This is a genomic window from Acetobacter fabarum (assembly GCF_040702925.2).
Taxonomy (GTDB): Bacteria; Pseudomonadota; Alphaproteobacteria; order Acetobacterales; family Acetobacteraceae; genus Acetobacter; species Acetobacter fabarum_B.
This window is the reverse complement of sequence record NZ_JBFCXX020000002.1, coordinates 213,632-227,491: the sequence shown is the minus strand read 5'-3', so window position 1 is coordinate 227,491 and position 13,860 is coordinate 213,632. Positions and strand designations below refer to the sequence as shown.

Genomic DNA, 13,860 nt, shown 5'->3' with positions numbered 1-13,860 from the left:
ACCCGCTGCAATAACGCCAGAAGGCGGCGGCGGACTGCGGACGGGAGCATGAAAATCTATTGGTACGGGCGGAGGGACTTGAACCCCCACAACTTGCGTCACCAGAACCTAAATCTGGCGTGTCTACCAATTCCACCACGCCCGCGCACACTCAATATACTCACCGTCGGCAAGATGCGTGGACTTAGCTCAAAGTGCCGGGCACGGCAAGACACCGAAACGGATTTTGCACATGCCATTGCCCCTGCGCCTGCTCCGCCTTCTGGCGGGCCAGCCCCAGATAACGGTCCAGATCCTCCGCCACTGGCCACGGACCGGCCTGCAAGCCTGCCTCCCCATGGAGCCAGACGCCCGCACACGCCGCCTGCCACGTAGGCATCCCAGCCGCCAGCAAGGCCGCAATCACGCCCGAGAGCGTATCCCCGGACCCCGCCGTACCCAAGGCTGCCGTGGCATGCGTGTTAATTGCCAGCCGTCCATCGGGAGCCGCGATCATGGTGGAAGCTCCCTTGAGCACGACCACGGCATCAATCCGCCGGGCTGCCTCGCGCACCTGCTCGGGTGGGTTATCCCCTACAGGCCCGAACACCCGCGCAAATTCACCCGCATGGGGAGTCATTACGGAAACACCGCGCAGTTTTTCCGGCTGCCCGGCGCAGGCACTCAGCGCACCGGCATCAGCCAGCACACACCGCCCCGAGTCCAGCAGCAGGGGCAGGGCTGCCTCCACCTCCGCCTCCGCCAGCCCCGGACCGCAGACCCACACATGCCGGCGCCTGTCCTCCAGCAATTGCGCCAGCGGAGCATCGTCCACAATCAGGCCCGGCTGCCCCAGACGGTATGCCGGAGCAGCAGCGCCTGCCGCCACGCGCACAAGCCCCGCCCCCACGGAGCGCGCACCAGAAGCACACAACCGCGCGGCACCGGGCATGGATTGCCCGGCACAAATGCTCACCACCCCTCGCGTGTATTTGTTGCTCTCCCCACCCAGCACGGGCAGCGCCCACAATCCGGGGCTGTTGTGCCACGTGTTGGCAGGCACAGCCGCCAGCACAGAGTCGGGTACACCAATATCCGCCAGAACCAGACGCCCGAGCAGCCCCCGCGCAGGATAGAGCAGATGGCCGGGTTTGTACCGGCAGAAGGTAACAGTCATGGCAGCCTGCGGCGCATAACCGCGCACCTGCCCTGTGGCTCCATCCAGCCCCGAGGGCATATCCACCGCCACAATCCGGCGGGCTGCGGCCAGTGTTTCGGCCACCAGACCGCCCACATCGCGGCTAAGCCCCGCACCAAACACGGCATCCACCACCAGTTCGGCCCGCGCCGCTTCCGCCGGAGCAAAAGGGACACGCGGCCCCACATAGGCCGCACTGGCGCGCCCTGCATCCGTATCCACCCTGGGGGGAGCCAGTTCCGCCACGGCAACCGGCCAGCCCATACCCGCCAGATACCGGGCGGCTACGTACCCATCGCCCCCATTATTCCCCGGCCCGCACAACACCAGCACACGGGCAGGCCGCTCGTACCGGCGGATGGCGCGGGCAACGGCCCGACCTGCATTCTCCATAAGCGCGGCAACAGGCACAAGGGCCGCACTCCGCCGGTCCACCTCCCCCATTTGCAAAGGGGTATAAAGGCTTAGGGAGGAAGGATAAGCAGGCTGCATGCTTGGCTCCGCACAGGGTGTGTGACTACTGTCAGGCATAATAGCCCCTTGCACCCGTCCCGTCCCCTTGGCAATCAGGCAGGCAGATACGCACCGGGCATGACGCTGCGCATAACAGCCTTCGCGCCCATCCCTACCCCCAACCGTGCCAACACGGAGACACCATGCCACATTCCATTCTCTGGAGCCTTGTTCTCGCTCTCCATCTTATCAGCATCATCATGTGGATTGGTGGTGGCGCTTATGCGGCTGTTGTGCTGCGCCCCAGCCTGAGCCTTCTGGACCAGACACAGCGCAACTCCGTGCACCTGCAAACCATGGCCCGTTTTTTCAAGGGGCTGACACACGCCATTCCCACAACGCTGATCACCGGCTGGCTGCTGGTGCTGCACGAAGGCGGGTTTGCCAACGCACCGTGGACAACCAACGTCATGCAACTGCTGGGCCTGATCATGGCAGCACTGTTTGTGCGGATGTACATGGGCACCTACCAGAAGCTGCGCCGGGCCATCCGCCCGCAGGCATCAGGCTTCGACTCGGTGCGCAAACAGGTGCTGGTTATTGTGGCGCTGGGAATTATTACCGTGCTGGCAGCCTGCCTTGGCCATCCTTTTATGTGAAGATAGCAAGTATCCCTGCCAAAAACTTGATTTTAAGCCCAAAGACCTTTATCGGAACTAGCGCCTGAGTGGCTTTGTAATACCATGGGTTAACTGGCAAACGGTCTTTGCCGGACATGCACAAAGCCAGCAGCAAGCTGAGCAACGACAGACCTAGTTCCGAGAGCATATTGACAGCCAAAACAACCGCCCGCCCCCGCAAGACGACAACGCGCAGCCGGAAAAAGGCGGCGGTTTCCGCCAGTTCAACTGCATTGGACATGCAGGATACCGAGGTGGAAAACACACCTTCCGCAGCCGGTGCACCCGCTGAGGACAAACCCGCTCCCAAAAAGCGCGCGCCCCGCCGCCGTACAGCCAAAGCCGAATCGGCTGCCGAGCCTGTAGCGGACATTGCCACAGATGAAGGCGCAACCACGGAAGCCGTGGCTGAAGCGGCTCCCAAAAAACCACGTGCTCCGGCCAGACGGCGCACAAAGGCGGCGACGGCCACCAGAACTCCCCCTGCAACAAAGGTGGAAGCCCCTGTTGCCGTGGAACTGCAAGTGTCGGTTACACCTGCGCCAGAGGCAGCTCCCACCCCGGTTGAGCCTGCCACACCTGCGGCTGCGGAACCTGTTGCGGAAGAACCCTCCCTGACTTTTGCCGACCTCGAGCTTTCCAAGCCCATTCTGCAGGCCATTGAGGAAATGGGGTACAAGCACCCCACTCCCATTCAGGCACAGGCCATTCCCGCCGTGCTCATGGCGCGCGATGTGCTGGGGGTCGCCCAGACCGGCACGGGTAAAACGGCGTCCTTTACGCTGCCCATGCTGGAAATTCTCAGCGGCTCCCGTGCCCGCGCCCGTATGCCACGCTCGCTTATTCTGGAGCCCACGCGTGAACTGGCGTTACAGGTCGCGGAAAACTTTGTGGAATACGGCAAGCACCTCAAGCTCAACCATGCCCTGCTGATTGGTGGTGAGAGCATGGCTGACCAGAAGGAAGTGCTCAACCGCGGCGTGGACGTGCTGATTGCAACCCCCGGTCGACTGCTGGACCTGTTCGAACGTGGCGGCCTGATGCTGAACCACACCAAAATTCTGGTTATTGATGAAGCAGACCGGATGCTGGACATGGGCTTCATTCCTGACATTGAAAAAATTGTCAGCCTGCTGCCCCCTTCCCGCCAGACGCTGTTCTTTTCGGCCACAATGGCGCCACCCATTCGCAAACTGGCCGATGCGTTCCTGCATTCCCCCAAGGAGATCACGGTTGCGCGCCAGTCTTCCGTGGCAACAACCATTACAGCCGGGCTGGTCATTGTTGATGAGTTCAGCAAGCGCGAAACACTGCGCCTGCTGCTCAAGGACCCTGATCTCCAGAACGCCATTGTGTTCTGCAACCGCAAGCGCGACGTGGATGTTCTGACCAAATCGCTGACCAAGCATGGTTTTTCAGTTGGCGCCCTGCACGGGGACCTGCCCCAGTCCGTGCGTTTTTCCACTCTGGAAAAATTCAAAAACAACGAACTCAAGGTACTGGTCTGCTCGGACGTAGCCGCCCGTGGCATTGATATTGGCGGCCTGTCCCATGTGTTCAACTTTGATCTGCCGTTCCATGCGGAAGACTACGTCCACCGCATTGGCCGCACGGGCCGCGCCGGGCGTGAGGGGCATGCCTTCAGCATTGCCACGCCGTATGACAAGACATTGGCCGAAGCCATTGAACAGCTGACTGGCAAGCCTATTCCCCGCCTTTCCATAGAAGGTGTGCAGCAGCTGGAATGGTCGGAAGAAAAGCGCCCTCGCGGCGGCAGCCAGTCCCGTGGCGGGCAGAACCGCAAGGACAAACCGGCCCCGCAGCGGGAGCGTGAACCCAACCGCACGCGTGAAGCAACGCGCGAGCGCGACCGTGAACCCAACCGTGAGCGTGAACAGCAGCGCCCAGCCCAGCCGCAGGCCGCTCAGCCTGTAGCCAACAAGCCCCAGCTCCATAATAAGGGTGGGCGCAACCAGCGTGACGAAATTCCGCCCGCACCCGCAGGCGAATTTGCAGGCTTTGGCGACCAGACGCCTGCCTTCATGCTGCTCCCACGCCGCAATTCTTCACGCCCGGCCACACCGGGAGTGCTTGAAGCAGAAACAGTGCAGGATATCGCCCACGTCTCTGACGTGGCATCCTGACCCAAGGAAAATTAGTGTCCGACATACAGGAAGTCACCATCTCCCATCTTGCAACTCAGGGAGATGGTGCCGCACGGCTCCCTGACGGACATACCGTCTTTGTTGCAGGGGCACTCCCCGGTGAGCAGGTCCGCATCCGCATCCAGCCTAATGGGCGCGGCCAACCGGTTGAGATTGTCACACCCTCCCCCCATAGAACGACCCCGCCATGCCCGCTGTTTGAGCGCTGTGGCGGCTGCACCTTGCAGTATATGGATCAGCCCTCCCTTCTGGCATGGAAGACCGGGCTGGTAAGCCATGCGCTGGAAAAAGCCGGGTTTGAGATCCCGCAGGACATAACCAGCTTTCAGGTGCCGCCCAACAGCCGTCGCCGGGCTGATCTGGCCGTGCGCCGGACAGAACAGGGTATTGTGATCGGCCTGCATGCCAAAGGCAGCCAGGACGTAACAGACATGACCAGTTGCGCAGTACTGCACCCGGCCATTGTGTCCAGCCTGCCTGCATTGCGCACCACCCTGCGCACACTGAATGCAGTGCACAAAACAGCTGACCTACACATCAATCTGCTGGATTCGGGGCTGGATATTCTGCTCAGCACCGATTCTCCGCTCATTGCCACGGACCGGCAGCGTCTGACGACGCTGGCGGAAGAACTGGATATTCCACGCATAAGCTGGCAGCGCCTGAAGGCTGCAACCCCGTATGAAACTGCGGTGCAGCGCGCGCCTGTTTACCAGACCATTGCCGGGCACCAGCTTACACCCCCTCCCGGTGCTTTTTTGCAGGCAAGCGCCCAGAGCGAAACAGCCATTCAACAGGCTGTGCTGGACGCATTACCCGCACGCCTTGGCAAGCGTGCCAGCCTGATTGAACTCTATGCCGGGTGTGGCACGCTCAGCCTGCCTTTGGGAGACCGGTGCCAGGTACAGGCTTACGAAGGGTATGAACCCGCTCTGGCAGCCCTTAAAAGTGTTGGCAAATCCCGTATTACCCCCATCTGCCGTGACCTGAACCGCCAACCCATTATGGGCAAGGATTTAGGCAAGGCAGATGTGGTTGTGCTGGACCCACCCCACGCGGGAGCAAAACTGCAAATGCGCCAGATTGCTCTGGGCAAGCCAGACTACGTGATTTATGTGAGCTGCAACCCGGCCGCATTAAGCAACGATGCAAGCCAGCTTGCACAGGCCGGTTACAGGCTGGAGACGGTTTCGGTCATTGACCAGTTCCTGTGGTCACCCGAAACCGAAGCCGTGTGCCGCTTTAAACGTGAAAGCTCTCGCCGCAGCCGCAACGCCCTTTCTCATTAGGGTTGATGAACACAAATCCTTCCTCCAGATCGGTTTCACGGTAGTCCATCTGTGTCCCGATCAGGAAGAGGGTGGCCTTGCGGTCCACCAGCAGGGTCAGGCCGTGGTCTTTAACAACTTCGTCCCCCTCCCCGCTCTGCGTCACAAACTCCATGTCATAGGCTTTGCCTGAACAGCCTTTGGTGGAAACGGAAATACGCAGCAACTCCCCCGCATGCGCCGTGGCGTACAGGTGCCGCAGGCGTGTGGCGGCTGTATCCGTCAGCCGCATAAGAGGGGGAAGTTCCCTTCTGGTTGATGAAATGGTCGCTGTTTGGGACATAACACTCCATCCTTTCCGTTAGAACATATTCAGGGCCAGCCGGGCCTCATCGCTCATACGCGACATATCCCATGGTGGATCCCACACAACTTCCACTTCGGCTGATTGAACACCGGGCACTTTTTCCACCGCATCCTTGACCTGAATGGGCAGTTCCTGTGCGCTGGGGCAGTTGGGAGCGGTCAGTGTCATTTCAATACGCACGCGCCCGTCGTCATACAGGTCAATGGCGTAGATCAGTCCCAGTTCGTAAATATTCACCGGGATTTCCGGGTCATGCACCGTGGCTATGGCTTCGATCACGGCATCTTCGGATGCAGGGCCTGTTGCTTGACCCTCCCCGTCCTGAGGAGCGGCATCACCATCAGGGGTCCAGCCTTCCACCTTTGCGATAGCGCCTGCGGCCTGATCATGCTCCGCGTGCAGAACAGTTTCCACCGGCATATCCTGCGGCGAAGCCGCTGCTTGTGTTTGCGCCTGAACGCCTTCTTCAACCATCGACATGAGAAAAAGCCTCCTTCAGCGCAATCCAAGGCAGTTCTGCGCAGCGTATTCTTGCTTTATGGGACTGCAATGGAGCAAAAACCTCCAGCGCACCCAATGAGTCCGGCTGGTCCTCCACCACCGGAAGCGATGGCGAGCCTACCAGCATGGCCCTGAAACGGTCCGACACCGCAAGCGCCTGGGCAACGGTGCTCCCACGCACATGCTCGGCCATAAGGTCCGCAGCGGCGGCGCAGATGGCGCACCCACGCGTGTTGTGCCTGATGTCCTGAATATGGTGCCCGTTGAGCACAATATCCAGATGTGTTTTGTCCCCGCATAACGGGTTACGGCCATCACCCTGCACATCGGGCGCGCTCAGCCGACCAGCGTAAAGGGGAGCACGGGCACGCTCCACAATCAGCCTGTCATACAGGGCGTCACGCTCTGCGGTGGTGTTCACACAAAAAAGTCCCGTATCCGCACCAGTGTATCCGCCAGCACGTCTATTTCTTCCTTCTGGGTGTAAATCCCAAAACTGGCGCGGGCCGTGGCACTCAGGCCCAGACGGCGCATCAGCGGTTCAGCGCAATGATGCCCGGCCCGTATGGCAATACCGTTGCGGTCCAGCAGGGTGGCAATATCGTGCGGATGCACATCAGCCATGGTAAAGGATACCACCCCACCCCGCATACGCGGATGACCCACAATGTTCAGGCCCGGGACTGTCGCAAGCCGCGTGAGGGCATGGGCGGTCAGTTCCGCCTCGTGCGCGGCAATTGCGTCAAACCCGATCCTGCTCACCCAGTCTATGGCGGCACCCAGCCCGATGGTTTCCACAATTGCGGGGGTTCCCGCCTCAAACTTGTGGGGAATATTGGCCCATGTGGAACGCTCAAACGTGACGGTGGAGATCATATCCCCCCCACCAAGGAAGGGCGGCATCTGCTCCAGCAGGTCACGCCGCGCCCACAGAACGCCAATGCCGGTAGGCCCATACAGTTTGTGGCCGGTAAAGGTGTAAAAATCCGCCCCCAGTTCCTGCACGTCGGTTTTGTGATGCACAACGGACTGGCTGCCATCAAACAGCACCAGCGCGCCAGCAGCATGGGCTATGTCCGCTATCTGCTTTGCTGGTGTGATGGTGCCCAGCACGTTGGACATGTGCGTCATGGACACAAGGGCAACCTTGCCATCTGCCAGCAGGGCCTTGTAGGCGTCCATGTCCAGATCACCTTCATCGGTGATCGGAGCAACGCGCAGGTCAATACCGGCCCGGTCACGGAGCATCTGCCAGGGCACAAGGTTGGCGTGATGCTCCATCTGGGAGATCAGAACCGCCTGACCGGGTTTGAGCAGCGCACCAAAGGAATGGGCCACCAGATTGATGGCTTCGGTGCTGTTGCGGGTAAACACGATTTCCTCGCGCGAGGGCGCGTTGAGGAAATCGGCCACCAGATCACGCACACCTTCATACGCCTCGGTCGTGCGTTCGCTCATCCAGTGCAGGCCACGGTGGATATTGGCATACTGGTGCCGCATGGTGCTGGCCATGCTGTCAATCACCGCATTGGGCTTTTGGGCCGAAGCCGCACTATCAAGAAAAACCAGCGGACGGTCATGCACCTTTTCCCCCAGAATGGGGAATTGCTGGCGAATGGCCTGCACGTCCAGTTGTGCATGCGCCTGCGTTGTGGGGGTATGCGTACTCATGCGCTTTCTCCCTTACCTGCAAACCACGCTGCCATAACCGCACGGCAGAAGGTCTGTGCTGTTGTGTCTTCCACAAGAGCAATAGCCTCGTCCAGAAAGGCATCAATCAGCATCTGATGGGCTTCCTGCTCGGGAATGCCCCGGCTGCGCAGGTAAAAAAGCTGGTCATCATCCAGCGCGCCAACAGTCGCACCGTGGCTGCACCGCACGTCATCGGCATAAATTTCGAGTTCAGGCTTGGCATCGATTTCTGCATCGGGGGAGAGCAGCAGAGCCTGATTCATCTGGTAACCATCGGTTTTCTGGGCAATGCGCTCGACCAGCACCTTGCCCTGAAAAACACCGCGCGCATGGCCATCCAGCACGTTGCGCACCGTCTGGCGCGATGTGCAGTCCGATGCCGCGTGGGTAATAACGCTGGTAATATCCCCCACCTGCTGCCCGGCCAGACGCTGCGCGCCATTCACATGCACAACACCACGGGTTGCCGCCAGACGGGCATGTACCTCGTGCCGCACAAGCTGGCCGCCCAGCCCCAGCACAAAGCTGTCATACACACTCTGCTGGCCAACATGGGCATACAGGGTGCCAAGGCTAACGGCCTGCGCGCCTTCGGTCTGCAAGGTCAGGTGTTCCAGCGTTGCGCCATCTTCCACCTGAATATCCATGACCGGGTTATGAAAATACGCCCCCTGCCCCGCCTGTACGCAGATCAGCCGCAGATGGGCTTCCTTTTCCACCACAACCGTGTGCCGTGGATGGAAAGAAAGCGGGTCCGCCCCTGCAACACCAAGGGAGATGAGCATGACATGCCCCGCATCCACCCCCGCGGGCACACGCAGCACCAGACCATCCTCCGCCAATGCGGTGTTCAGGGCCACCAGCGGGTCCCGGTCGGGGGCGGCCTGCTGGCCAAACTGGGGATCGTCCGCAAAAAAAGACAGGTCAACATCATCAGGCAGCGCACTAAAGGCGGGCGCATGCCGACCATTGACAAACACCACCCGTGGCAGGGCTGCCATGGCGGGGTGGGCCTGCAATACCCCATCCAGCAGGGAGCGGACCGTGCTGGCCTCCACCTGCATGGGGGGGGCAGCATAGTCCTGCTTGCCCAAAGCGCGCAGGGTTGTGTAGTGCCATGCCTCTACCTTACGGTCGGGCAGGCCCGTTCTGGCCAGAGCCCCGGCGGCAGATTGCCGCTCTGCCCCGGCAAGGGTGTTCAGCCTGTTTGCAAAGAGCGCTAACGGGCCAGACATATCTTTGCTGAGTGCGTTCACGCCACCTCCGCCAGAAACTTGGTGTAGCCTTCCTGATCAATCTGGCGGGCCAGTTCCGGCCCACCGGACAGGATGATCCGTCCACGGGCCATCACATGAATACGGTCTGGCACCAGATAATCCAGCAGCTTCTGATGATGGGTAATAACCAGCGCCGAGAAGGTGGGGGCGCGCAGGCGGTTCACACCTTCTGCCACAATGCGCAGGGCATCCACGTCCAGCCCGCTATCTGTTTCATCCAGAATGGCAAAGGTTGGCTGGAGCAGGGTCATCTGCAACACTTCGTTGCGTTTTTTCTCACCACCCGAAAAGCCGACATTCACGTTACGCTTGAGCATGTCCGGCGCCATGGAGAGGGCTTTGGCCGCCTCGCGCGCCATCTTCAGGAACGCCACGGCATCCAGCTCGTCCTGCCCGCGTGCGCGCCGCACGGCATTAACCGCCGTGCGCAGGAAGTTGGCATTGTTAACGCCGGGCAGTTCGATAGGAGACTGGAATGCCAAAAACAGGCCCGCAGCAGCGCGCTCTTCCGGTTCCATGGCCAGCAGGTCCTGCCCGTGGAAGGTGGCGGTACCAGCTGTTACCTCGTACTCCTCCCGCCCGGCCAGAACATAGGAGAGCGTGGATTTGCCCGAGCCGTTAGGCCCCATGATCACATGCACTTCACCCGGCGGGATGCTCAGATCCACACCACGCAGAATCTGCTTTTTCTGCCCGTCCGCATCAATCTGCGCGCACAGGCCGGAAATTTCCAAAAACTGGCTCATACTCTGCTCTCCCTTAACCCACGCTGCCTTCAAGGCTGATCTGCAACAGTTTTTGCGCTTCCACGGCAAATTCCATGGGCAGTTCCTTCAGAACGTCACGGCAGAAACCGTTTACGATCAGGCCGACGGCGTCTTCCTCGGACAGGCCACGCTGGCGGCAGTAAAACAGTTGGTCTTCTGAAATCTTGGATGTTGTTGCTTCGTGCTCGATGCGCGCATTCATGTTGCGGCTTTCAATATACGGCACGGTATGCGCCCCGCACTGATCGCCAATCAGCAGGCTGTCGCACTGGGTAAAGTTGCGTGCGCCAGAAGCCTTGGGCTGCACCCGCACCAGACCACGATACGTGCTGTCCGAACGGCCAGCACTGATGGTCTTGGCAATAATGGTGGAGCGCGTGTTGCGGCCAAGGTGGATCATCTTGGTGCCGGTGTCGGCCTGCTGATGGTTGTTGGTGACCGCCACGGAGTAGAACTCACCCACCGAGCCTTCCCCCTGCAGAATGCAGGAAGGATACTTCCACGTAATGGCCGAGCCGGTTTCCACCTGCGTCCAGGATATTTTGGAGCGTGCCCCGCGGCATGCGCCGCGCTTGGTCACAAAATTATAAATCCCGCCGCGCCCGTTCTCATCCCCCGGATACCAGTTCTGCACCGTGGAGTATTTGATGGAGGCATCATCCATGGCCACCAGTTCGACCACAGCGGCATGGAGCTGGTTTTCATCACGCATGGGGGCCGTGCAGCCCTCGAGGTAGGAAACGGAAGCCCCTTCCTCCACCACAATCAATGTCCGCTCAAACTGCCCGGTGTTTTTGGCATTGATCCGGAAGTAGGTGGACAGCTCCATGGGGCAGCGTACCCCCTTGGGCACGTACACGAACGAACCATCCGTAAACACGGCGGAATTGAGGGCGGAAAAGAAGTTGTCCCCCGCAGGCACCACCGTACCCAGATACTTGCGCACCAGATCGGGGTGCTCCCTGACCGCCTCGGAAATCGGGCAGAAAATCACCCCCGCTTCCTCCAGCGTCTTGCGGAAGGTGGTGGCGACGGAAACACTGTCAAACACCGCATCCACGGCCACGGGCATGCGCTCGCCCTCGGGCACTTCCACCCCGGCCAGCAGAGCCTGCTCATGCAGGGGAATACCCAGCTTTTCGTAGGTGCGCAGCAGTTCGGGGTCCACCTCGTCCAAAGACCTGGGACCGGGCTTTTTACGCGGTGCCGCGTAATAATGTGCATCCTGATAATCAATGGGAGGAAAGGCGACCTTGGCCCATTTGGGCTCTTCCATGGCCTGCCATGTTTTATAGGCGGCCAGACGCCATTCCAGCATCCATTCCGGCTCTTCCTTACGGCTGGAAATCAGACGGATAATGTCCTCATTCAGCCCTTTGGGAGCCATGTCCATTTCTATGTCGGTTTCAAAGCCCCATTTGTACGTGGACTGGCCCAGCTTCTCTACGGCTTCGCGCGTTTGTGTGACTGCTGGCATTGTTCAGGCCCCTTCCCGTACTGTGTGGGTCGTATTGAGCGTGTTGATCTGGGAGGGAAGCGGGAAGCATGCTTCCTTGGGGCGCATGCTTTCCAGCGAAATCCCCTCCAGCGTTGAGCGTATTGCCGTGTTGATAACATCCCAGCTACCACACAGACCGCAGGACAGGCCGGTATCGCACTCACGCCCGCCAACGCAGGCGGTCAGGGCAATCTGGCCATCAACTGCGGCAATCACACTGGCAACAGACATATCCGCCAGAGACCGGGCCAGACGATACCCCCCTTTTGCGCCACGCTGGGAGAGCACAAAACCATGGGCTGACAAAACCTTGAGCACCTTGGCAACCGTGGGTTCAGGCACACCCGTAATGGCGGCAAGGGCTGGGGATGTCACCACACCGTCCTGCTCCCCCAGTTTAACAAGTATGACGATCGCATAGTCCGCCAGACGGGAAAGTTTCAGCATAATCCGGCTTTCACCTAATTAAAGACCTGAATGGTCCTGTTTCGGATACATGGCGACAAGCGTTGCCAACGTCAACCCAAAACGTCCTGTTACAGGCAGCCTACTCCGGCCTTTCAACGCATATGTGATCTGCGGGTCCCTGCGGAGCTGCCTTTAACCAAGCTTACGCCTATCCCCGCTGCACCAGCCCTTCCATATCCGCTCAAGTGCCATGCGACCAACTTTTGCCTCGTCCGGGGGATTCTGGCACAAAAAAGAAAACTTACTGCGCGTTAATCCCGAATGTCAGCCGGAGAACAGCAAACAGTAACGCCCCAACCGCAAACCCGACCAGTGTGCCGTTAAAACGAATGAACTGCAGGTCCTTGCCAACACGCAGTTCCAGCTTTTCCGCAACTTCCACCGCGTTCCAGCCCGATACAACACGGGCGATAAACTCGGCCATCTGGTCCCGCACAAATGGCAGGGCCTTGCCAATGGTGCCGTCAACACGTTCTTCAATACGTTGGCGCAGTACTGCGTCATTCCGCAACTGACCCGCCATGCGCGCCAGTGCATCGCGCAGCAGGCAGGCCGTGCGCCCCTGCGGGTCCTCCACGTCAGCCTCCACCATGCGCCGGAAACGCAGCCAGATATCCCCCCACCAGCTCACAACACTTTCGTGCGACAGGACGGAGGTCACGGCCTGCGTAAACTCCCGCCCGCGCTCGGGGTCTGTTTCTATCCGGTCGATCTGGAGTCTCACCCAGCTTGTAAAGCCTTCACGCAGGCTGGAATTTTCCGGATCGATTCGGTCCAGTTCCTGCGCTGCGGCACTCAGCACCTTGGTGGCAATCGACCCCCCAATGGCCCAGCCCAGAATACGCCCCCCCTGCTCCCGCACGCGGTCCTCGATCATGTCGCGCAGAGCGCCTTCCTTGGCCTTCAGCCCATCCTTGAGCTGGCTGAGGAAGTAGGAGAGCACCTCCTGATGTCGGTCATCATCGACCAGACTGCGCAACGCCTTGGCAATAACGGGGGACAGGTCGCTCCCCCCCAGCAGGCCGGGCATAATCCGGCCTATGGCGTTGCTGGCCCTGCCATCCTCCAGCCGGTCCAGCAGTTGCGGCATGGAACGCGCCATGGCCCCCACCACCGCATCCTGCGTTGCGGGGTCTTCCAGCAGATTGGCAATAAAGCCCGGCACATCCACCCTGGCCAGCACACGCTCGACCTCCCTGGCGGTAAACACCTGACTGGCCACAAACCGCCCAAGGGCGCGGGCAAGGCGGTCTTTTTGCGCGGGCAGAATGGCCGTGTGCGGAATAGGCAGCCCCAGCGGGTGGCGGAACAGGGCCACAACCGCAAACCAGTCCGCCACCCCCCCGACCACACCGGCGCGCGCACCGGCGCGGAACATTTCCAGAAAAAAACCATCCTTTACCCAGCCCGCAGCCGGGGCGGCATAGCCCAGAGCAGTCATCCCCCCCATGGCAACCAGCAGCCCTGTGGCTGCATTCTGGTATCGCCGGAGTGTCTGCCGGGCGGCAATGTCTGCTTCCGTGTCGGTATGCGCTGTCATGAAGCAT

At 60.3% G+C, this 13,860-nt stretch carries 14 protein-coding genes and 1 tRNA gene; 3 read left to right on the top strand and 12 right to left on the bottom strand.

Annotation, left to right across the window (positions count from 1 at the left end; genetic code table 11):
- Positions 1 to 60: 60 nt before the first annotated feature.
- Positions 61 to 145 (bottom strand) — tRNA-Leu (locus AB2L51_RS03455).
- A gap of 39 nt (positions 146 to 184) precedes the next feature.
- The gene (locus AB2L51_RS03450) at positions 185 to 1,669 is read right to left on the bottom strand and encodes an NAD(P)H-hydrate dehydratase (protein WP_395581450.1); all 1,485 of its coding nucleotides are present in this window, start codon (positions 1,667 to 1,669) and stop codon (positions 185 to 187) included.
- Between the two features lie 164 nt (positions 1,670 to 1,833).
- On the opposite strand from AB2L51_RS03450, the gene AB2L51_RS03445 reads away from it, so the two are divergent.
- Complete coding sequence (locus tag AB2L51_RS03445) at positions 1,834 to 2,289, top strand: hypothetical protein (RefSeq protein WP_395581279.1); 456 nt, start codon at positions 1,834 to 1,836, stop codon at positions 2,287 to 2,289.
- On the opposite strand, the gene AB2L51_RS03440 is transcribed toward AB2L51_RS03445, so the two are convergent.
- Positions 2,282 to 2,551 (bottom strand): hypothetical protein, encoded by a 270-nt coding sequence (locus AB2L51_RS03440; RefSeq protein WP_395581466.1) that lies wholly within the window; start codon positions 2,549 to 2,551, stop codon positions 2,282 to 2,284. The genes AB2L51_RS03445 and AB2L51_RS03440 overlap by 8 nt on opposite strands.
- Here AB2L51_RS03440 and AB2L51_RS03435 point away from each other — a divergent pair.
- A complete protein-coding gene (locus tag AB2L51_RS03435; RefSeq protein WP_395581280.1) occupies positions 2,460 to 4,454 on the top strand; it encodes a DEAD/DEAH box helicase in 1,995 nt (664 codons plus the stop codon). The genes AB2L51_RS03440 and AB2L51_RS03435 overlap by 92 nt on opposite strands.
- Positions 4,455 to 4,468: 14 nt before the next feature.
- Positions 4,469 to 5,764: a class I SAM-dependent RNA methyltransferase gene (locus AB2L51_RS03430; RefSeq protein WP_395581281.1), complete on the top strand. Its 1,296-nt coding sequence runs from the start codon at positions 4,469 to 4,471 to the stop codon at positions 5,762 to 5,764.
- Here the strand turns inward: AB2L51_RS03430 and AB2L51_RS03425 are convergent.
- From AB2L51_RS03425 to AB2L51_RS03385, 9 genes are all read right to left on the bottom strand, one after another.
- Positions 5,718 to 6,086, bottom strand: coding sequence for a HesB/IscA family protein (locus tag AB2L51_RS03425; protein WP_395581282.1), 369 nt, complete (start codon positions 6,084 to 6,086; stop codon positions 5,718 to 5,720). The two genes, AB2L51_RS03430 and AB2L51_RS03425, sit on opposite strands and share 47 nt — an antisense overlap.
- 18 nt (positions 6,087 to 6,104) lie before the next feature.
- Positions 6,105 to 6,530 carry an SUF system Fe-S cluster assembly protein gene (locus tag AB2L51_RS03420; RefSeq protein WP_395581451.1) on the bottom strand — a complete coding sequence of 142 codons (426 nt, stop codon included), beginning with the start codon at positions 6,528 to 6,530 and terminating at the stop codon, positions 6,105 to 6,107.
- A gap of 46 nt (positions 6,531 to 6,576) precedes the next feature.
- A complete protein-coding gene (sufU, locus tag AB2L51_RS03415) occupies positions 6,577 to 7,032 on the bottom strand; it encodes a Fe-S cluster assembly sulfur transfer protein SufU (protein WP_395581283.1) in 456 nt (151 codons plus the stop codon).
- Positions 7,029 to 8,282 (bottom strand): aminotransferase class V-fold PLP-dependent enzyme, encoded by a 1,254-nt coding sequence (locus AB2L51_RS03410; protein WP_395581284.1) that lies wholly within the window; start codon positions 8,280 to 8,282, stop codon positions 7,029 to 7,031. The genes sufU and AB2L51_RS03410 overlap by 4 nt, the downstream gene beginning before the upstream one ends.
- Positions 8,279 to 9,538, bottom strand: a complete 1,260-nt coding sequence (gene sufD, locus AB2L51_RS03405; protein WP_395581452.1) for a Fe-S cluster assembly protein SufD — start codon at positions 9,536 to 9,538, stop codon at positions 8,279 to 8,281. The genes AB2L51_RS03410 and sufD overlap by 4 nt, the downstream gene beginning before the upstream one ends.
- Positions 9,539 to 9,555: 17 nt before the next feature.
- A complete protein-coding gene (sufC, locus tag AB2L51_RS03400) occupies positions 9,556 to 10,326 on the bottom strand; it encodes a Fe-S cluster assembly ATPase SufC (protein WP_086645443.1) in 771 nt (256 codons plus the stop codon).
- A 13-nt stretch (positions 10,327 to 10,339) separates the two neighbouring features.
- The gene (gene sufB / locus AB2L51_RS03395) at positions 10,340 to 11,824 is read right to left on the bottom strand and encodes a Fe-S cluster assembly protein SufB (protein ID WP_395581285.1); all 1,485 of its coding nucleotides are present in this window, start codon (positions 11,822 to 11,824) and stop codon (positions 10,340 to 10,342) included.
- Between the two features lie 3 nt (positions 11,825 to 11,827).
- Positions 11,828 to 12,292: an SUF system Fe-S cluster assembly regulator gene (locus tag AB2L51_RS03390; RefSeq protein ID WP_395581286.1), complete on the bottom strand. Its 465-nt coding sequence runs from the start codon at positions 12,290 to 12,292 to the stop codon at positions 11,828 to 11,830.
- 262 nt (positions 12,293 to 12,554) lie between these two features.
- Complete coding sequence (locus AB2L51_RS03385) at positions 12,555 to 13,853, bottom strand: DUF445 domain-containing protein (protein WP_395581287.1); 1,299 nt, start codon at positions 13,851 to 13,853, stop codon at positions 12,555 to 12,557.
- Positions 13,854 to 13,860: the final 7 nt, after the last annotated feature.

Coding starts and splice junctions, on each gene's coding strand:
- AB2L51_RS03450 (WP_395581450.1), bottom strand. CDS start 1,669: ATGCAGCCTGCTTATCCTTCCTCCCTAAGCCTTTATACCCCTTTGCAA.
- AB2L51_RS03385 (WP_395581287.1), bottom strand. CDS start 13,853: ATGACAGCGCATACCGACACGGAAGCAGACATTGCCGCCCGGCAGACA.
- AB2L51_RS03420 (WP_395581451.1), bottom strand. CDS start 6,530: ATGCCGGTGGAAACTGTTCTGCACGCGGAGCATGATCAGGCCGCAGGC.
- AB2L51_RS03390 (WP_395581286.1), bottom strand. CDS start 12,292: ATGCTGAAACTTTCCCGTCTGGCGGACTATGCGATCGTCATACTTGTT.
- sufB (WP_395581285.1), bottom strand. CDS start 11,824: ATGCCAGCAGTCACACAAACGCGCGAAGCCGTAGAGAAGCTGGGCCAG.
- sufC (WP_086645443.1), bottom strand. CDS start 10,326: ATGAGCCAGTTTTTGGAAATTTCCGGCCTGTGCGCGCAGATTGATGCG.
- AB2L51_RS03410 (WP_395581284.1), bottom strand. CDS start 8,282: ATGAGTACGCATACCCCCACAACGCAGGCGCATGCACAACTGGACGTG.
- sufD (WP_395581452.1), bottom strand. CDS start 9,538: ATGTCTGGCCCGTTAGCGCTCTTTGCAAACAGGCTGAACACCCTTGCC.
- AB2L51_RS03440 (WP_395581466.1), bottom strand. CDS start 2,551: ATGTCCAATGCAGTTGAACTGGCGGAAACCGCCGCCTTTTTCCGGCTG.
- AB2L51_RS03445 (WP_395581279.1), top strand. CDS start 1,834: ATGCCACATTCCATTCTCTGGAGCCTTGTTCTCGCTCTCCATCTTATC.
- AB2L51_RS03425 (WP_395581282.1), bottom strand. CDS start 6,086: ATGTCCCAAACAGCGACCATTTCATCAACCAGAAGGGAACTTCCCCCT.